Source organism: Burkholderia sp. MSMB1078WGS, assembly GCF_001528895.1.
In the GTDB taxonomy this organism is placed as follows: domain Bacteria; phylum Pseudomonadota; class Gammaproteobacteria; order Burkholderiales; family Burkholderiaceae; genus Burkholderia.
Genome location: NZ_LPDI01000036.1, coordinates 1 through 19974, shown reverse-complemented (window position 1 = coordinate 19974; position 19974 = coordinate 1). Strand labels below are relative to the sequence as shown.

Here is a 19974-nt window from a genome sequence, read left to right as displayed (position 1 = left end):
TACATGGCGACGATCTTGTCGTCGAAGCCCGTGAAGCGCCGTTCGTGCTTGGGAATCAGGATGGGTTCGAAGCTGCCATCGCGGTCGCGCGGCACCTCGATACGGATCGGACCGTCTTCGGTCAGAACCGTCTTGGCCCCTTTGCCGTTGCGCTGATTCGTGGCGTTGGCCGGCTTGGCAGCACCGGGAGGGTAGCCGAGATGATGATTCATCTCGCCGCCCAGTGCCCGTTCGATCAGCGCCTTCTTGAGCGCTAGCGTCGCGGCATTGATGGCTTCGGCCGTCATCGGGCCGTTGCCGAACTGTTCGAGCAGCTCGGCCGGAATCGCCGGCAGTGCCACCGGCTGGGCTTTCGGTTTGCGAGGCATAAACTCTCCTTGGGAGCATGTTATGCCTTAAACACAAAATTCCTGACAGGCCCAAATGGTATACGCCCAAGATCTGCTGCCGCAGATACCGGACAACTCACTGACGGTATTCGACAAGGGCTTTCTGGCCGCTCGGATCTTGTGCGGCCTGTCGATGCATGGGCACAACCGTCACTTCCTGATTCCAGCCAAATCCCATACGCGGTGGGATGTAATCGACGGCACACTGGACGATGCGATGGGACGCATGCGCGTGTCCCCGCAGGCACGCAAACAATCTCCCGAACTGCCAGAGTTCTGGCAGGCCCGCGCGATTCGCACGACCGATGCACGCGGGCGCGAACGTGTGCTGTTGACCTCGTTGAACGATCGCCAACGCTTCAAGCCGGCCGATATCGTCGCCTGCTATGAGCGCCGCTGGCAGATCGAAACCAGCTACCGGGAATTGAAACAGTCGTTGCTCGGTGCGGAGCTGACCTTGCGTAGCCGGACTGTCGAAGGGGTCGACCAGGAGATCTGGGGCGCGTTGATCGCCTATAACCTGATTCGCCGCGAGATTGCCAGCGCCTCATGGGAAGCGAGGCTCGATCTGACCGACATCAGCTTCGTACGGGCCTTCCACGTCATTCAGCATGAAATGATGTGGGCCGCTGCCACCTCTGCCTTCGGCAAGATACCGGCGTGGCTCAACCGTCTGCATGCTCGGCTTGCGTTCGAAATCGTTGAAAAACAACGGGGGCATAAATGCCCCCGTGTGGTTAAAGCCCTACCGCAGCGCTATTCCGTTCGGGACCTCAAAGTGCCTTAACTGAACGGCATTAGCCCAGGACGGCAGCCTTTCAGCAGCCAGTGCTGGCGAGAAGTGGTGCCGGCGTTGGAACTGAGCGATACCCCAAGCAAATCCGTGAGCTCTAGCGACTAATCGGAAAAAATGGTATGGAGGCCTCATCATCGCATAATGGAGCCTGGTTCAACCAGGAGAACGCAAATGGAACCGACAGTTGTGGGCGTAGACATTGCCAAGCGGGTCTTCGAACTGCACTGGATCGGTGCGGAGACCGGTGAGGTGTTCGACAAGCAGCTTCTTCGCAGCGATTTTCTTGAGCACTTCGCCAATCATGAGCGCGGTCTCATTGGCGTGGAGGCGTGCGGAGGCTCACAGCACTGGGCTCGCCGGCTCACCGAGCTTTGCCATCAGGCAAATTGATGCCAGGTAAACTGCGCAATGCGTTCGTGACAGGAAACAAAAACAATGTCGCCGACGCGTGCAATCTCGGCAGCGCCACGATATCCAGGCGGGAAAGCCGTCGCTGTGAAGACTGCGAGCCAGCAAGCGGTTCTGGCACTGCATCGTATTCGACAGTAACTAGTTATATTTCGATGCTCTCAATCCAGCAGCCTGATGATGACAACGTCATCCCAGAGTTTTCAACTTCCAGATGTGACTGTTTTGCGGCCTATGATCAAGTCCCAAAAACTGCCAATGGTGTACATGGGGAGATGAGGTCAATCCGTGTCCGTCAACTTCCGTTTTTATGGGGAGCAGTCCATTATAGAGAGGGCAGCGTCGCTGATTCACTTCTTGCGGCATACCTCCACTACCGGTGCGGACAAGCTCGTCTGCTTTAGCACATACGCGATCTGTTCCGCAGTGTTTCTATTTTTCTTTACGATATGGCCGCCTGTCGATGGCAACTTTATGCCGGAATTTGCCGGTTTTGGATGCAATGGCTTTTATGTTAAATTAATTTGAATGGTTTGTGTGAAATTGTATTTCATTGGAGTGGGCGTCATGTTCATTAGGTATGAAGTCCGTTGTCTGCGTCAAATAAGTGAATCCGTCGGGGTATTAATGGCTGCGCCATCACGTGTTTATTGTATTATCTAAAAGTGTCGCTCTATTTGTGTAGATCAACTTGGATGAGGGGTGTCATCGTCGAATGTCGAAGATAATTCGCTATTTTTAGTACTGGTCCGATAAAGGTCGGAACTTGTCTGATTCCTGATTAGGCGCGAATCGGGAGAATGGAGAGCGGATTGAAAGCTTTGAGCAAGCTTGGTGTTTTCATTTTCTCGATCTCGCTGGCCCCGTGCGGCCTGTCGACTAACTTAAGGAATTGGCTTTGGTAGAGAGCAAAGTAAAGCTGGCTGTTGTAGACGGTCAATCGATCATTCAGACTGCAAGTCTAGTGAGGGGCAAGACCGGGCCGGTGAAGATTCGAGCCATCAAGGGAGCGCGCTTCCTTCTTACTGACGAAAAAACGGGATTCGCACCGGAGAACATTACGGTCAAGCGTGTTGGTAAGAACCTCCATCTAAGTCTTGAAGGTGATGATCTTGATCACCCTGCTGCAATTTTTGAAGACTTTTACGGCAGTGACGGCCAGATTGTTGGCGTTGGTGAGGATGAGGCATATCACGAGTACATTGCGGCTGATGCACAAGAGGACCATGAAGCCGCCTTCTTGGTAGATGGAGCAGATTCCGCACTTGTACTTGGTGCGCTGGATAGCCCTGGGTTTGTTGCATTGACGGCGGTACCTGCGGGCGGAATGTTTGGGCCGGTCCTGTGGGGCGTGGCGACGGCCGGTTTGGTTGGGGCCGGCGTTTCGGCGTTGCTCGGGGACGACGATGAGGTTCCTCTCGTCGGAGGCGGTTCCAACACGGACGATAAGGAGTCAAGTTCTGCCGAGCCGGACACGACTGCACCGTCGAAGCCGACGATTGATGGGATCACGGACAACACGGGTGACGAGCTGTTGCCGGTGGGTCCTGGCGGGACGACGAACGACGCGACGCCGGTGATCAATGGCACGGGCGAACCGGAATCGACGGTGGAGGTGATCATCGACGGCGAACCGGTAGGCACGACGGTGGTGAACGAAGACGGTACGTGGACGTTCGAGCCCGACACGCCGTTGGCCGATGGCGAGCATCAGATCGAAGTGGTGGCGCAAGACGACGCGGGTAACCGTTCGGAGCCGTCGGAGCCGGTGGTGGTGGTGGTGGACACGACCGCACCGTCGAAGCCGACGATCGATGGGATCACGGACAACACGGGTGACGAGCTGTTGCCGGTGGGTCCTGGCGGGACGACGAACGACGCGACGCCGGTGCTGGACGGCAAGGGTGAGCCTGGCGCGACGATCGAAGTGATCGTTGATGGCGAACCGGTAGGCACGACGGTGGTGAACGAAGACGGTACGTGGACGTTCGAGCCTGAGACGCCGTTGGCCGATGGCGAGCATCAGATCGAAGTGGTGGCGCAAGACGACGCGGGTAACCGTTCGGAGCCGTCGGATCCGGTAGTGGTGGTGGTGGACACGACCGCACCGTCGAAGCCGACGATCGATCACATCACGGACAACACGGGTGACGAGCTGTTGCCGGTGGGTCCTGGGGGGACGACGAACGACGCGACGCCGGTGATCAATGGCACGGGCGAACCGGAATCGACGGTGGAGGTGATCATCGACGGCGAACCGGTTGGGACGACGGTGGTGAACGAAGACGGTACGTGGACGTTCGAGCCCGACACGCCGCTGGCCGAAGGCGAGCACCAGATCGAAGTGGTGGTGGAAGACGACGCGGGTAACCGTTCGGAGCCGTCGGATCCGGTAGTGGTGGTGGTGGACACGACCGCACCGTCGAAGCCGACGATCGATCACATCACGGACAACGCAGGCGACACGCTGGTGCCGATCGCATCGGGCGGGACGACGAACGACGCGACGCCGGTGCTGGACGGCAAGGGTGAGCCTGGCGCGACGATCGAAGTGATCGTTGACGGTGAACCGGTAGGCACGACGGTGGTGAACGAAGACGGTACGTGGACGTTCGAGCCTGAGACGCCGTTGGCCGATGGCGAGCATCAGATCGAAGTGGTGGCGCAAGACGACGCGGGTAACCGTTCGGAGCCGTCGGAGCCGGTGGTGGTGGTGGTGGACACGACCGCACCGTCGAAGCCGACGATCGATGGGATCACGGACAACACGGGTGACGAGCTGTTGCCGGTGGGTCCTGGCGGGACGACGAACGACGCGACGCCGGTGATCAATGGCACGGGCGAACCGGAATCGACGGTGGAGGTGATCATCGACGGCGAACCGGTTGGGACGACGGTGGTGAACGAAGACGGTACGTGGACGTTCGAGCCCGACACGCCGTTGGCCGATGGCGAGCATCAGATCGAAGTGGTGGCGCAAGACGACGCGGGTAACCGCTCGGAGCCGTCGGATCCGGTGGTGGTGATCGTTGACACGGCTCCGCCGGTGGCACCGGTGGCCCCGACGATCGATCACATCACGGACAACGCAGGGGACACGCTGGTGCCGATCGCATCGGGCGGGACGACGAGCGACGCGACGCCGGTGCTGGATGGCAAGGGTGAGCCTGGGGCGACGATCGAAGTGATCGTTGATGGCGAACCGGTAGGCACGACGGTGGTGGACGAAGACGGTACGTGGACGTTCGAGCCCGACACGCCGTTGGCCGATGGCGAGCATCAGATCGAAGTGGTAGCGCAAGACGACGCGGGTAACCGCTCGGAGCCGTCGGAGCCGGTGGACGTAGTCGTAAATACGGTTGTGCCGACCGCTACAGCACCGATCACCGCAATTGGCAAGGATTCGGGATTTTCCGATCTAGACTTCCTCACCAACGACGGATCCTCTGGGCGTCTCATGCAGGGAACGGTTAATGGCGAGCTGGCAGACGGCGAGAAGATTCAGATCACAACGGACGGCGGTATTACGTGGGTCGATGCAATCGTGCGCGCGAATGGCAGCTGGATTGCAATTGATCAGAACGAGCATGTAGAAAGTTGGGTAATTCAGACTCGTGTTGTCAGTGCCGCTGGCATTCAAGGTGCGGTTACAACAACGGAGGTTGCACTTGATACGGTCGCACCGGATGCTCCTTCAAGCCTTTCGATCAACCTTGGTACCTATACCGTTACCGTTGGCATCAATTCGAGCGGAGCAAACGTCGGCGACATTGTCAAAGTTGATTGGGAAAACCGATCTGTGGAGTACATTTTGACAAATACTGACATTCAGGCCGGCTACGTCGAAGTGACGATCCCAGATACTTTGACAGCAACGCTGAGTGAGGCATCTATCATCAAGGCCGCCATTGTGGATGCCGCTGGCAACACATCTGACTATGCTTATGTCAAAGCAGGCGTGGGCGGGTGGAATGGGATAGTCGACTTTGAAGACGTCGAACAGGGGACTCTACTGTCCGCTACTGCCGTCGATACTAAGGGTGTAATCGTTACGGAGGTTGATGCTGGTTATAATGCAGGAGGACTGAAATTTTATACGTTGACTGGCAATGGATTTATGTCCGATGTCCGAGCGGGTAACTCCTCAAATGCTTTGGCTATTTTTGGCACAGTAAAGATCGCACTCGAAAACGATATCTCAGCGAACAGCGTTGGCATGACCCTCGGCAACGTGCAATCGGACGTGATATTTAAGTTTTTTGACTCGAACGGTAACCTCATATACAGTGAAATCGTTGCTCATCCGCCGAGCGCGGACGAATCTTTGTTGGTAGATGTTTCGGGGTTCGATCACGCTTTTGTGATGCCTGATGGTCTGGTTTTTTCCTATTTCACGGTAACTGTTGGTCAATTCACTCCGAGTGTGCCAGATATTATCTCAATTGACGATCTTGTCTTTGATGGAGGCTCTGTTTCTTCGTCCGTTGTAACCGGGACAGAGACGCCTGCAGAGACGCAAATCGTGAGCTTGGATTCGAGTTCATATTATGGTGATTCGAGCGATAATGTATTTCTGGTATCAGACGTCTCGGTGTTTGATCGCGTGACGCAAATTGCTGGAAATGGGGGAATAGATGCAATTCGACTTACAGGTGAAAATCAGATTTTCGATGTCACGAAGTTGAACGGTGGCGTGATGGAAAAGGTTACTGGTATCGAGGTATTTGATATTACTGGGAGTGGCGATAACGCACTTGTTCTGTCGGTGGGTGATGTGCTTAATCTGGGGGTTAAAGACCTGTTTACTACGAATGGTTACAACCAAGTGATGGTGAATGGGGATGGCGGCGATACAGTTCAGTTGCTGGGGTTGCTCGGCAATGAAGTAGGGGAATGGAATCTTTCGGGTGCGTTAGAGATCGATGGGGTAACGTACTACTCATATGTGAATCAATGGGCAAATGCCGAGGTTCTCGTACAGAAAGATGTGGTCGTCGATTTACCCATGGAAACGCCCAGTGTCATGTCGAGGCTTTTGATGAACGATATCAGCGACTCGAATTTTGCATCCGATACTTCGAACAAGCATTCGTTGTCAATGGTGCTGTATGATGTACTCGAAGCGGATTCGGAACATCTCTTTGCAGAAAATGAGGTGTCGACGGCGGAAGAGCAAAATCGAGATGCCATTAGCCCGGTCGATCTGTCCGAATTTTCGGCTGGTTACCTGGGTGAACATCAATTGAATCCGCCAACTAATCCGAGTGACGTAGTGGGTGATGCGCGTGCAGAGTATATTCGTATGGATGTAAATTCCGTGATCTCCCCTGGCGCGGATATTGATAAAATTATTTAATAGTATTTATTGATGGTGCCCCGGCTATTTGTTTGGCCGGGGTTTATATTTTGTATTGAATTTTCATGTTGTGCGTCGATATACTCGATTTCAAAAAAACCTGCTACAGGCCACTCTAGGAGGCGAAATTTTACCGTACTTCTATCTGGGTGCCGAGCATTTCTAACTGGCGAAGTTGATGTGTTGTCGCTTTGAAGGGTGGCAGTGGCTTATCGAAGTTATGTTATTGAGTGAGGAAATTTTGTATAATTTTATAATTATAAAAATAATACTTGGAAATATTATGAAAATGAGGCGTGTCATCGCGTGTGATAATTGTAGAGTGCTTTTATGGGGGATGAAGAAGGGTCTTGCTTTCAGGTTATTCATAGGGTCCTTGATGCTTTCTTGTTTGATGATCGTTCCCTTTGTCAACAATGCATTCGCCGCTGCATTGAAATGCAATGATTTTGAGCCGCTCTATGCGACGCCTGCCCAAGCGCACAAGATTTCTTTGCAGCGACAACGTAGCATCGTAATGTCGCCACCGCAAACTGATGATGTCCGTGGTGTGGGCTTTGGGAGGCCACTTACTGCCCCACTACGGCATATGCGCACAACGTCGACATTCGGCAAGCGTGTTCATCCGGTACACGGTTCGCTTCGCATGCATAGTGGTGTTGATCTTGCAGCCCCAATCGGTACATCTGTCTATGCGGCGGCCTCGGGAGTCGTCAGGGTGATGGTGACTGAGCCAGGATACGGAAAATATGTATTGATTGAGCATGCCGATTCAGTGCAGACGTTGTATGGACATTTATTGGAATTTGAGCCAGGATTAAAATCCGGTCAGATGATTAACGTTGGAGATCGACTCGGTTCAGTTGGTAGTACAGGAGTCGCCACGGGTCCACATCTTCATTTTGAAGTACGCGTATCTGGTCGTGCGGTTAACCCATTGGGCATGATCTCGAATATGCCCACCGTCGCCAAGGGTGTGGACTCAGTGTTTGAAAAGCGGGGGACATCACTCGGAATCGGCAAGCTGGCTGGGCAGGCGGCCAGGTACGCCGCCAGACAGTGTTGAGCGGATTGAGTGTTTGCGTTGACTCTTAATGGCGAAGTGTAGTTGAGTTGTCATTCAGGTAGGGCACTCCAAGTGCAGAGCGGCGATTCCGGCCCCCATATTGCTTGCAATATTTCCGGAGTGAAATTCCAGATTAACAACACGCGCCAAGTGTGCAGGCCAAGTGCAAGTTTCACCAATAGTTAAAAATTCGTTGACATCGTGCTGACGTCGACGCGCGTAACTGCGGATGATGGGGACGGATTCTACTTCGGCGATAGCCTGTCCGCTGAAGCGGACCTGATGGACTAGGAAGCAGGCGTGAAGGCGCCGGATTTCATGCCCGCGCTCGGCGGCCTCGATATGAATCGGGCGAGCCAAGTTGTCGTCGGGGCGACGCTGCAGGTCACGGGCGGCGAACACGTATTTGCGAGCGACGTTTGCGCGAGCATGCTGCCCGACGGCCATGAGCGGCCGCGGCCGGCCACCGCGCAGGTCGAGCGTCAGGCCGAACATATCGCGAAGCACCGGTCCGCGTGGCCGACGGTACTCAGATTCTCTTGTTCGCGTTCCACGATATCGGCGTGTTAGTGTCAATCGTCGACTGCGACACGCTCGGCACGCTATGGTAGTTCGGGTTCTTTCGTAGCCGCTTCATCGTAAGCACTCGATCAGCACCGTAGCGTAGATCGACGACGGGGAGTCGCAATGCTATCGGGTCGGTTCGACGTGAGCAGGAGACGGCAGTGACAGGGCCACGTTCCACGGCAGCAGTTCGTCGAAGTGGTTGATCGGATGGTCAGCGACGCGCTCGAGCACGTAGGCGAGATACACCTCGGGATCGAGGCCGTTCAAGCGCGCCGTGCCAATCGGGCTATACATCGCGGCGGCAAGTTCGCCACCGGAGTCGGCGCCGGCGAACAAGCAATTCCGTCTGCCGAGGGCGGCGCCGCGCCGTGCTCGCTCGGCGATCAGGTTGTGTATTTCCGCATGCCCGTCGCGGCAGTAGTAGATGAGCGCCGACCAGCGATTCAGCTGTGTGATTCACGGACATCGTTTCAACTAATATGGGACAATGGAACTCGAAATCTCGATGCGATTACGCCGGTCTCGTGTGCACGCGTTGTGGCATCGCCGAATGGGCCAACGGCTGGGTGCAACAGAGCATTCGTCTGTCGTGATGCCGCGCGTGGTGGCACCGCATAACGTTTAGAGATAAATGCCATGAAAGACCCTGCCGCGCGCTGGCTCATGACCGTCGCCGCGATCGGAGGCCTCGGCATGTCGCCCGCCTCGTGGGGCGTTCCCCGCGCGCACTGTCATGTCACCCGCGGTCGGTTGCTGTCGTGGGACGCTTCGAGCATGCCGGTCATCAGTGCTTGAGCGTCCCACGGGCGATACTGGGAATGATTTCTTGGCGCGACGCATGCACCGGCCATTCGGTTACCAGAAATGGCGACTCTTCACGACTCGGAAGCGCAGTGTATGCGCGCTGTTGGGCCGGACGACCGAAATCGGCGACAGCGTCGACGCGTCGCAACTGCTCGGCTCGACGCCAGGCAACGCCGTCGCGATGATTCTGGCGATCTCTCTTCGAGGGGGAAGCCGAAGTATTGGGCCTCAGACGGCGGCTATGGAGGCGGAATCTTGCACGCTGAATTTAATGCACACAAACCTTGAGATTTCCTTGCGCCAGCCTATCAATCAAGAAAAAGGGTAATTCCAGTCTCCATTCTTTCTGCCAGACCGGTGCGTCGTAGAACACATCCGTAACACCGTCCCAGATTAGCTCGATGCGCTGCTGCGTCCCGTCCGGTACAGAAGCGATGCCTCGAATGCTCTGATATGCAGCATTGCTGCCCACGTGAAAGTGCGTATCGTGCCAGCGTACCGGTGCATGTCTTGGGAAAGGGAGAGCACCATGAAAGCCGAAAAGTGAATCGTGATTCAGGATACTTTCTCTTACCGTTGGCCAAAGGATTTCGCGCAAGAAATGTTGATCGGTAAAGCGTGATGATCCCTCATGCTCATTCGAGTAGGTCATCATGCATTCGGTAAGCCGAGGAAGCACACCAGTACAACCGCCCCAAAGGCCGGCCAGCAGCAATTCAGTATGTGTAAAGTAGTCCCTCATATGATGGAAGAAGCGATTGCTGACGAGCCATTCTTCCACAGCAGCAGCGTCGCGTTCAGAGAGCAACGAATCGGCGTCCCGCACCATAAAGCGACGAACCGCTACATCGTCGATCACGAGAAAGCGCCAAAGGGTAGCTTGAATTGCCCTTCGAGAATCATCTGTCATATCTACTAGATCGGCCCCGGCTTCTGACAGGCGATGTTGGACGTGCATGGGAACGCTCCTATCGAGATAGAAGCGACAGGTCCATCTAGGGAACAGTTCAAGAGCGATCTGAGCGTTCATTACGGCGGACTCACAATATCGGGGATTTGCGCCGAACAAACTATAGGCAATGACGTTTTGCGTACGATTCGATGGATCGAACGGAGAGGGGAAGGCCGGCAACGTCCAGCGCTCGCCATGCTGGAACCGAATATCTGCTTCCACAAGAGCTCGATGTCCGTGCCGGCGCAACTCTTGATCCCTTCCAAGCCAGCCACATACCTCCGCGAAGCCGTGGAGCCAAGTTGCGCCTGCCTTTGCGCGTTTTAGCGGTGGGGCATCGTGAATTCGTTTGTATACCGCATAGGCATCGACGTACGCGCCCGATCTCATGAGGCTCAGCGCGTAGTCTGATAGGATACCCATGTTATCAGGCGCAATACAAAGCGCCTGGCGGGCTATCGATGAAGCCTCGACAAATTCTTTTGCAGACATGGCCGCGCGAAAGCGTATCGCGAGTTGTTGAAGCATGGACGTCTCTTGAGCCGTGCAGCGGCGAAGAAGTCTAGAGACTGGGGGGCGTTCAGCAGGGCATCGAGACATGAAGAATCTCAGGTGTTGGCGCCGTTCGACGCGTGGTTGAGTGAGATGGTGACAGAGCGTTGCGTGGCGACTCCAGCAGCCCTTCCCCTTCGGGTTATTAGCAGAGTTCGCCTGTGAATTTCGCGATGTTCTACGCCGTGCAATGGCAGTGGTAAAGTAAAGATGAATTAGACCGCAAATCCTGCCGCGGCCTGTTCTATCTACTCGGGCCCGGTTGCACTCTACACCCTCAATGGAGCGAGCCCTTATGACCCAATGATCCGAAGACGGTCTCAAGTTTTCGAAGGGTATCTCGCACGGTCCGATGATACATCGTCATCCTTAGCTTGCGAAAGGTCGTTGTCCGAGGAGGCGCGCGATCCCGAGCGGAACCACTTTAGTTGCAAGGTCATCGAGACACTATCGATCAAAAATGAAACCGTCTCGGACTAGTATGAATTCTTCGGTGCAAGGTCGCTGCGCTTGCCAAAGCGCAATCTATTACCTGCACAATAGTAGCTTTTCGAACCATGAAGTCGGTGGCCGACCGATCTAGCCGCCGAAGAACTCGTGCCGGATTTAGTACTTGTCCGACATTCTTTCATCCGCTGTCGCATATCCCCCTCTCATCGATTTCCGCAAAATCTGCCTGTTTTTCATCATTGCCATATAAGTCGCAACGGTGTAGGCAGTATCAGGTGCCCGTGTGCCGCCGCCTACCCTAGGCGGTCCCTAGTTCATTTCAAGCCAATCGCATGCCGAGGCGGATATCCATTTCGCCATGGCCGCTCATTGTCCGCGATCGGTTAAACCGTATAGAGATCATGACTTCAGATAACTCTCAAAATCCGCCGACGGAGGATCAAATTTCACGAAATAACGTCATGCCCGAGCACTTGTCGGGAGGGCCGTCGAAGTCGGCCACAAATTTTGACGGCTTGCTCGACTCAGTCATGTGGATTTGCGAGCGCTACGGTTATGGCAAGACACCGGAAGCATTGCTTACTGGTCTTCCCAAGGTCGGCTTACTGACGCCGTCACTCGCGCTAGATGCGCTCGTCAATGCCGGCTTGACTGCTGGACTTGTCGATCGTCGGTTGCAGCTTCTGCCCGAGCACGTGATGCCAATGATCTTGCTCCATAAAAGGTTTGGCGGCTGCGTATTAGTTGCACGTCGGCGTAATCCGGACAAGAGCGCTAAGAGCAAGCTGCTCTACCAAGTGATCATGCCTGACATTGGCATGAATCCCGTCGAATACACTCAGGAGGAAATGGATGAGATGTATTCGGGTTACGCGATTCTCGTCAAACCGACCGCCAAGGTTGATACACGTGCGGGAGAAGCTTCGCCGGAGCCTGCCGGCCACTGGCTGTTGCGGACCCTGTGGCGCTACCGCCGTTACTACGCCAGTGCGGCTCTGGGCGCTCTATTGATCAACGTGTTGGCGCTCGCCGGTATTTTCTTCACGATGAACGTCTATGACCGTGTGGTACCAAACCAGGCATACGTGACGCTCTGGTCGCTCGCGATCGGCGTAGGCGTGGCTATGAGCTTTGAAGCGATTTCGCGCCATGTGCGCGCGCACCTGCTCGACGTTGCTGGCAAGAAGGCCGATCTTGTCATGGGCACCATCCTTTTTCGCCAAGCGCTTTCGATTCGCATGGAGAGCAAGCCTGCGTCTGCGGGATCGTTTGCGAACCAATTGCGCGAATACGAATCGGTGCGGGATTTCGTCACATCCGCGACACTCGCAGCTATTTCGGACCTTCCGTTCGTCTTCCTCTTCATTGGAGTGGTATTCATAATCGGCGGACCGCTCGGCTGGGTACCGACGCTCATGGTGCCGTTTATTGTCAGCATCAGTATGCTGGTGCAGTGGCCGCTCTCGCGCATCATGAAAGAAAACCTGCGGGAAGCGTCACTCAAGCAGGGTGTGCTGATCGAATCTATCGAAGGTCTCGAAACACTTAAGGCGGTGGGCGGCGAGGGCTACATGCAACGTCGTTGGGAACACTACAGCGCAATGTCGGCTGCGTCGGCAATGAAGTCGCGCAAGATTTCCAGCAAGGCAACCAGTCTCGTCACCTTTTTGCAGCAAATGCAAACCGTTGTTTTAGTGGTATTCGGCGTTTATCTGATCGATGCAGGCACGCTTACGCAAGGCGCTCTGATCGGTACCGTCATGCTAGCCGGTCGCATCACGGCGCCACTGTCTCAGGTGATGGGGCTCGCTCTCCGTTTCCAGCAGGCCAAAGCGGCCCTCTCATCCCTCAATGGATTGATGGCCATGCCGGTGGAACGCGATGCAGAGCGCGAATATCTGCCGAAGCCGCCGCTCTCAGGACAGATTTCGTTCAAGGACGTTGGATTTTCTTATCCGGCTCCGCCCATGCAACCAAACCCGCCGATCCTCAGAGGGATCAACCTCGCAATCAAACCAGGTGAACGAGTGGCAATCCTCGGGCGCATTGGAAGTGGTAAGTCCACGCTACTACGCATCATGGCACGTCTGTATGTCCCAACCGAGGGGCAGATGTTCATCGGCGGGCTCGAAGTTCAGCAGATTGATCCTGCTGACTGGCGCAAGGCGGTCGGATATGTGGGCCAGGATGCGCGACTTTTTCATGGCACCTTGCGCGAGAACATCATGATCGGCCGACCTGAAGCCTCGGCGGATGAGTTTCTGCGCGTATTAAAGCTGACCGGCCTCGACCATGTGGCCGCGAAGCATCCGAAGGGAATCAATCTTCCGATCGGCGAAGGTGGTCAAGGCGTATCCGGCGGCCAGCGGCAGTTGGTCTCTCTTGCTCGCAGCTTGTTGTCACGTCCGCAACTACTCCTGCTTGACGAGCCGACCAGCGCGATGGACAGCCAGACCGAGTCCATCTTCCTGGACCATCTGGCCCGAGCGACTGAAGGGCAGACGTTGGTAGTGGTGACTCACCGCCCGTCGCTGTTGGCACTTGTCGAGCGAATCGTTGTGATGGAGGAGGGCAAGGTTGTTGCAGACGGCCCGAAGGCAAAAATCCTCGCCATGCTCTCTGGCGAAGAGCCTCAAGTAGGCACGCGGCGATCCGTCGCTGCGCGTAGCGCGACCGTGAAAGCGGGTGCCACGCCGGTTAACGGGGCGGGCAATGTTGCCGCCGGTGCGGCGACGGTGAGCCCTCGTCGCGTGTCGCCGGAAACACAATTGTCCGTAGCAGCATCCAATTCGTCTATTCGATCTGCAGCAATCTCCAGCCCACGACCGTGTCCGGAGGAGCAAAACAATGAGTTTTAATCCATTCAAACGCTGGTGGTCGAAGAAGCCGGATCTGGCCAGCGGTGACGCAGCTTTCATGAACGACGTTCAGGAGTCGTTGCTCACACAGAAGACGCCAGGATCGATGCTGATCATGTATGTGATTGGCTCGGTATTGGTCGTGGGGCTTATCTGGGCGAAAATCGCTCGAGTGGAGGAAGTCACGCACGGCGATGGCACCATCATTTCGAAAAGCCGGGAGCAAGTTATCCAAAGCCTCGAGGGGGGGATTCTAGAGCAGCTCGATGTACGCGAGGGAGACATCGTTAAGAAAGGCCAGATACTGGCAAAGATAGACCCGACTCGCGCTGAGACGAGCTATCGCGAAGCCTGGTCGAAGCAAATTGGCCTGAAAGCAACCATTGCGCGTCTGCGTGCGGAAGCTTATGGTCAACTGCTGGACTTTCCGCGGGATGTCAAAACCGTGCCAGCAGTGGTCACGCAAGAAACTCAGGCGTACAACGCTCGACGAAAGGCACTTGACGACAGTATTGCTGCCCTTGAGAAAAGCTATTCACTTTCGCAAAACGAAATCTCCTTGGCCGAGCCGCTGGCCGCTCGAGGCCTACTTTCTGAGGTGGAACTGCTTCGCATGCGTCGCCAGTCGAACGAACTACGTTCGCAGATCGTCGAGAGACGAAATCGCTTTCAGGCTGATGCCAACTCCGAGCTGATCAAGCTCGAACTGGAACTTGCGCAAACAAGTGAAACGGTGGTGGGGCGTGCGGACGTACTTCAGCGTACAACGGTGGTCGCTCCTGTTTATGGCACGGTAAAGAATATTCGCGTAAATACCATCGGCGGCGTGATCCAACCGGGTGAACACATTATGGAAATCGTACCGCTCGAAGACCAGCTGCTTGTGGAGGCGCGCATCAAACCCGCGGATGTCGCCTTTTTACGTCCGGGCCTTTCGGCGATGGTTAAGATCACTGCGTACGACTTTGGCATTTATGGCGGTCTGAAAGGCAAAGTTCAACATATTAGTCCAGACACGCTTAAGGACGATCAGAAGGCCGCTGCCGGGCGTCCAGACGCAACCTACTACCGCGTACTGGTACTTACCGATTCAAGCGCACTGAGTGCTGGCGGGAAAATTTTGCCGATTATGCCGGGTATGGTTGCGACGGTCGATATTCGTACGGGTGAAAAGACCATTCTAGACTACCTCCTGAAGCCGCTATTCAAGATGCGTGAAGCATTTCGGGAGCGCTAAGCATGAGCATCTTGGACATATATTTCAGTGCGTCTTCGGCGAAGCCCGATAGAAAAATCAAGCGCTGGCCGATTGCTTGGGTGGTGTCTTCGTTGTTCGCGTTGGGTCCGTTTGTGTTGCCCGATGGAGCGCAGGCCGAAAGGGCATTCTGGATTGGCTCACAAATGCCGGAATCCGGATGGGCGGCCAATTCGAAAGCTGGGTGGGCGAATACTGGCGCGAACCAGTCATCCCAGTCTACCAAGGCAACCACTCTCGGTATGGATGCCTCGGTTGGGTCGGGGAGTATACACGGGCGTCGTCAAACCACCGATATCGATATTCGGGCAGAGAAGACCATGCAGGGCGCGACGGATGATGTGCGAGGCGACATGGCAGGCGGCCGCCATCGTCCGGCCGAGACGCATGAAGCTCAGCAACTGGCAGACGAGTTTAATGCTGCGGCGGCACGTCAACAGGAACAGGGGCGGCAGCAAACCGCTCGGGTTGCTGAAGTGGCGAATCGGCAACTGATCGAAGTTGATGCGCGACAAGCTGAAGAACTGTGTCCCACCATCGAGCCGGCGAAATCCGCGAAGGTGGCACAGGACGAGGTAGTGATCGACGAGGCGTTCCAGATTCGGGCGAACTTGCGTCCAGACGGCACAGGGGACGCACTTTCTCCACCGTACCGTAAGGCTAGCTGTTCGGAGGCAAAAGTTGAAAGGAAGCTTCACGGGCGACCCGAAGCACTGTATCAAAATGAATCTGGCCTTTTAGTCTTCTCGCCCGTAGTCGCGCAGGCACCCACGGCATCGCACCAAAAAAAGCACGAAGCTGTGTCTCTGCCAGAGTCTGATGCCATCCACAAGGCGGTCGCCGAGCGTAATCGGCAGGGACTTGGTGCGGCGGGGTCCGCCGGAGATGAGTTACTCGAATTCAAACCGGTGGCTCTTTTAGGCTCGCGTGTAGAAGAATCAACCCAGGCGCCGACGTGGGATACGGTAGTGGCGACAGCAACCGAAGCCATTGCATCGAAGCCAAAGCAGGAGATGCTCGCGGGTGCGCTTGCGCCTGACAAGGTGTCGGCTGAGCAATTGAACGGACCATTGATGACGAGTGATGCTGCAGAGGCGATCCGCTCTGCGTTGCCGCTGCACACGTACGGCGATTTGCAGAAGCCGATTGCCTCGGTGTTCGAGAACGCGGATGCTAAGAATTCTAGTCATCAAAAACCACGTGCGGTCCCAACGAGTGGCACCCCTGACCAGTTCAAACGTTGGCTGGAAAACGAGCCGGCGACCTTCAGTAGCGGCAGAACCTTATCGGCCACGCAATTGCGCGAAATGGTTTGGCGGGCAGTGAAGGCAGCAGCTGACCGCAGCCCAGAGGTCAGCGAGGCCTATGCACAGTTCAAAGCGGCAAACGCCGATGTCGCCGAAGTGAAGGGGCAGCGCTGGCCACAGGTCGATATCGGCTCGCAGTCGCCCACTGCCACTTTCGGTGGTAGTAGCAACAGCGGTTCGTTTAACAATCCGCTAACGGTAAACGTGACGACCAACGTGTTCGATTGGGGGCGCACCAGGAATGTCATTGGGAGCCGCGAGCACCTGTCGGAGGCAGCTAATCGCGCCTACGATGCCGCGCTAGAGAAGTCGGCTCAAGAAGTATCAACTACGCTAATCGAGCTCACGAAGCAGCGCAACATTGTGGAGTTGAGTCAACAGTTCGTCGATCGCATGGCGGCATTGGTGAAGATGTTGAACGAGATAGTTGAAGTCGACCGTGGGCGAGGTAGTGAGTTGACCCAAGCGAAAACTCGCCTTCTGCAGGCAGAGGCACAGCATGATACGGCGCAGGCCCGAGTAAGAGACGCCGAATTAACACTCCGTAAGCTTGTAGGGGACGAGGCAATCGCATGGATTCCTCATACGCGCGAGTGGGCAATCGAACCGGGGAACTTATCGAGATTGCTGTCGCTTGTCGCAGAACACCCGGCATTGCGTCAGGTGAAGTCTGAAGCTGACGCAGCCGATCTCAACGCCAAGGCAGTCAAGGCGTCCGCGCTGCCACAAGTCAACTGGGTAGTGAGTGGAGGACTGAACAAGGATACGCTAGGACGCCGGCAAGGGTGGCAGACAATGCTGACGCTGAACTGGGGCGCGTTCCGCGGTGGTTCCGCAAATGCAGCCACCGAGGCAGCTCGTGCTCGTGCGGATGCTAGCCTTCAACGCATGGAAATACAGCGCCGCGATCTCGAGTACGCCGTGCGCGCGGCCGATCAAGACGCTCACACGTTGTTGCAGCGTGCGGACCTTTATCGTGCGTTGTCTAGCGAGACTGATCGAGTGCGTAAGGCGTTCTTCGAGCAATGGTACCACTTGGGCAAGCGCAGCTTGCTGGATGTGCTGACGGCGGAGAACGAGCACTACACCAACAATGTCGCTGAAGTATCAAATCGATTCGACGGCTACCTGTCGGTGTTTAGTGAGCACTACTCGGCTGGAAATTTGGTGGTGTGGCTCAGCGACATGAAGCGGTGAGCAACTGCACGCGCGCATAGCAGGCTACCTTGAAAATCCCTGCTTTCCTTCCTTTGGGTCGAGTTTATACGCGGCCTCCAGGAAGGCGAAATTTCAGGGGAAGCTCGGTCGACGATTGTCTTGAATCCGCGTCGGAGAGGATGGGGCAAATTTCGGTCTAGTCCGATAAAGGTCTGAACTCGTCTTATTTCTGCGTGTGTATGGATCGGGAAAATGACGAGGGAAGTGAAAGCAATGCGCAAGGTTTTAGATTTCATTTTTTACGATTTCGTTGGCCCTAGTGGGTCGTCGACAATTTTGAGGAATTGACGTTGGTAAAGAGCACTGTAACGCTGGCGGTTGTAGACGGCAGGACGATTACTCAGACCGCAACCCTTCACGGAGGTAAGGCTGGGGTGGTGAAGATTCGGGCGATCAAGGGAGGTCAGTTCATTCTTGCGAATGACAGGACGGGACACGCGCCGGAGAACATCACGATCAAACGTGTTGGCAAGAACCTTCATTTGAGCCTTGAGGGTGATGATCTGGACCATCCATCTGCGGTTATCGAAGATTTCTATGGCAGTGAGGCGCAACTTCTCGGCGTTGGCGAAGACGGGGCATATCACGAGTACGTTGCAGCTGGCTTGCCGGGCGATCATGAGGCTGCTGCATTGGTAGACGGCACGTCCGCGAAGGCGGTTCTCGATACGCAGAGTGCGATCGACCTTGGTGGAATCGCTGGCTCGTCGGCCTTGAACCTTTCAAGAGTGGGTCTGCTGGGATTGGCGGCTGTGGGGTTGGGCGTAGGGATTTCCAGCGCTGTGTCGGGTAGCAGCGATTCAACCGGCATGGCAAGAGTTGATTCCTCGGCAACCGGGGGCGCTGCAGACGCGCTAACAAGACTGATGCCAGCGATTGATAGCATCACGGACAACGAGGGCGACGAGGCGAAGTCGGTGGTGTTTGGTGGCACGACAAGTGATGTGACGCCGGTGATCGGCGGCACCAGTCAGCCGGGCGACCTTATCGTAGTGTTTCTGGATGGCAAGCGGATCGGTACGACGGTAGTGGGTGATGATGGTCGATGGACTTTTGAACCGACGATCGCGCTGGCAGAAGGTGAGCATAAGTTTGTTGTGGTTGCGATCGACGGGGCTGGGACGGCCTCTGAGCAATCGAACACGGTATCGGTGATCGTTGACACGACTGCACCGTCGAAGCCGACGATCGATCACATCACGGACAACGCAGGCGACACGCTGGTGCCGATCGCATCGGGCGGGACGACGAGCGACGCGACGCCGGTGCTGGACGGCAAGGGTGAGCCTGGCGCGACGATCGAAGTGATCGTTGACGGCGAACCGGTTGGGACGACGGTGGTGAACGAAGACGGTACGTGGACGTTCGAGCCTGAGACGCCGCTGGCCGATGGCGAGCATCAGATCGAAGTGGTGGCGCAAGACGACGCGGGTAACCGTTCGGAGCCGTCGGATCCGGTAGTGGTGGTGGTGGACACGACTGCACCGTCGAAGCCGACGATCGATCACATCACGGACAACGCAGGGGACACGCTGGTGCCGATCGCATCGGGCGGGACGACGAGCGACGCGACGCCGGTGCTGGACGGCAAGGGTGAGCCTGGCGCGACGATCGAAGTGATCGTTGACGGCGAACCGGTTGGGACGACGGTGGTGAACGAAGACGGTACGTGGACGTTCGAGCCTGAGACGCCGCTGGCCGATGGCGAGCATCAGATCGAAGTGGTGGCGCAAGACGACGCGGGTAACCGTTCGGAGCCGTCGGAGCCGGTAGTGGTGGTGGTGGACACGACTGCACCGTCGAAGCCGACGATCGATCACATCACGGACAACGCAGGCGACACGCTGGTGCCGATCGCATCGGGCGGGACGACGAGCGACGCGACGCCGGTGCTAGACGGCAAGGGTGAGCCCGGCGCGACGATCGAAGTGATCGTTGACGGTGAACCGGTAGGCACGACGGTGGTGAACGAAGACGGTACGTGGACGTTCGAGCC

At 56.1% G+C, this 19974-nt stretch carries 9 protein-coding genes and 4 pseudogenes; 9 read left to right on the top strand and 4 right to left on the bottom strand.

Annotated elements, in window-relative coordinates:
• The coding region (locus WT24_RS07890; RefSeq protein ID WP_179949304.1) for a transposase at positions 1-368 on the bottom strand (368 nt) is incomplete at its 3' end.
• 52 nt (positions 369-420) lie between these two features.
• Between WT24_RS07890 and WT24_RS07885 the strand changes: the two are divergent.
• The 4 genes and pseudogenes from WT24_RS07885 to WT24_RS32375 all read left to right on the top strand — a co-directional run.
• Positions 421-1176, top strand: a pseudogene (locus WT24_RS07885) (IS4 family transposase); the annotation flags it as partial.
• 180 nt (positions 1177-1356) lie between these two features.
• Positions 1357-1731 (top strand): annotated as a pseudogene (locus WT24_RS07880) (IS110 family transposase); the annotation flags it as partial.
• 760 nt (positions 1732-2491) lie between these two features.
• Entirely contained in the window at positions 2492-6949 is a 4458-nt protein-coding gene (locus tag WT24_RS07875; protein ID WP_156441771.1) for an Ig-like domain-containing protein, read from the top strand.
• A gap of 226 nt (positions 6950-7175) precedes the next feature.
• On the top strand, positions 7176-8015 hold the full coding sequence (locus WT24_RS32375) for a M23 family metallopeptidase (protein ID WP_179949325.1): 840 nt from the start codon (positions 7176-7178) through the stop codon (positions 8013-8015).
• Between the two features lie 54 nt (positions 8016-8069).
• On the opposite strand, the gene WT24_RS35740 is transcribed toward WT24_RS32375, so the two are convergent.
• Positions 8070-8510: a hypothetical protein gene (locus WT24_RS35740; RefSeq protein ID WP_060032420.1), complete on the bottom strand. Its 441-nt coding sequence runs from the start codon at positions 8508-8510 to the stop codon at positions 8070-8072.
• A gap of 195 nt (positions 8511-8705) precedes the next feature.
• Positions 8706-9029: pseudogene (locus WT24_RS07865) on the bottom strand (transposase domain-containing protein); the annotation flags it as partial.
• Positions 9030-9218: 189 nt separating this feature from the next.
• Here WT24_RS07865 and WT24_RS35250 point away from each other — a divergent pair.
• Positions 9219-9588, top strand: a pseudogene (locus tag WT24_RS35250) (DUF3331 domain-containing protein); the annotation flags it as partial.
• Between the two features lie 66 nt (positions 9589-9654).
• Here the strand turns inward: WT24_RS35250 and WT24_RS32365 are convergent.
• Complete coding sequence (locus WT24_RS32365; protein WP_082742125.1) at positions 9655-10866, bottom strand: tetratricopeptide repeat protein; 1212 nt, start codon at positions 10864-10866, stop codon at positions 9655-9657.
• 1004 nt (positions 10867-11870) lie between these two features.
• Between WT24_RS32365 and WT24_RS07860 the strand changes: the two genes are divergently transcribed.
• The 4 genes from WT24_RS07860 to WT24_RS34235 all read left to right on the top strand — a co-directional run.
• Positions 11871-14198: a type I secretion system permease/ATPase gene (locus WT24_RS07860; RefSeq protein ID WP_060032429.1), complete on the top strand. Its 2328-nt coding sequence runs from the start codon at positions 11871-11873 to the stop codon at positions 14196-14198.
• The gene (locus WT24_RS07855; protein WP_060032414.1) at positions 14188-15435 is read left to right on the top strand and encodes an HlyD family type I secretion periplasmic adaptor subunit; all 1248 of its coding nucleotides are present in this window, start codon (positions 14188-14190) and stop codon (positions 15433-15435) included. The genes WT24_RS07860 and WT24_RS07855 overlap by 11 nt, the downstream gene beginning before the upstream one ends.
• Positions 15436-15437: 2 nt before the next feature.
• Complete coding sequence (locus WT24_RS35245) at positions 15438-17957, top strand: TolC family protein (RefSeq protein WP_257127448.1); 2520 nt, start codon at positions 15438-15440, stop codon at positions 17955-17957.
• Positions 17958-18268: 311 nt separating this feature from the next.
• On the top strand, positions 18269-19974 hold a 1706-nt coding region (locus tag WT24_RS34235; RefSeq protein WP_257127447.1), incomplete at its 3' end, for an Ig-like domain-containing protein.

What these genes read in the sequence shown, in the direction of transcription:
- WT24_RS32365 (WP_082742125.1), bottom strand. Translation starts at nt 10,866, where the DNA reads ATGCTTCAACAACTCGCGATACGCTTTCGCGCGGCCATGTCTGCAAAA.
- WT24_RS35245 (WP_257127448.1), top strand. Translation starts at nt 15,438, where the DNA reads ATGAGCATCTTGGACATATATTTCAGTGCGTCTTCGGCGAAGCCCGAT.
- WT24_RS07855 (WP_060032414.1), top strand. Translation starts at nt 14,188, where the DNA reads ATGAGTTTTAATCCATTCAAACGCTGGTGGTCGAAGAAGCCGGATCTG.
- WT24_RS07860 (WP_060032429.1), top strand. Translation starts at nt 11,871, where the DNA reads ATGTGGATTTGCGAGCGCTACGGTTATGGCAAGACACCGGAAGCATTG.
- WT24_RS35740 (WP_060032420.1), bottom strand. Translation starts at nt 8,510, where the DNA reads ATGTTCGGCCTGACGCTCGACCTGCGCGGTGGCCGGCCGCGGCCGCTC.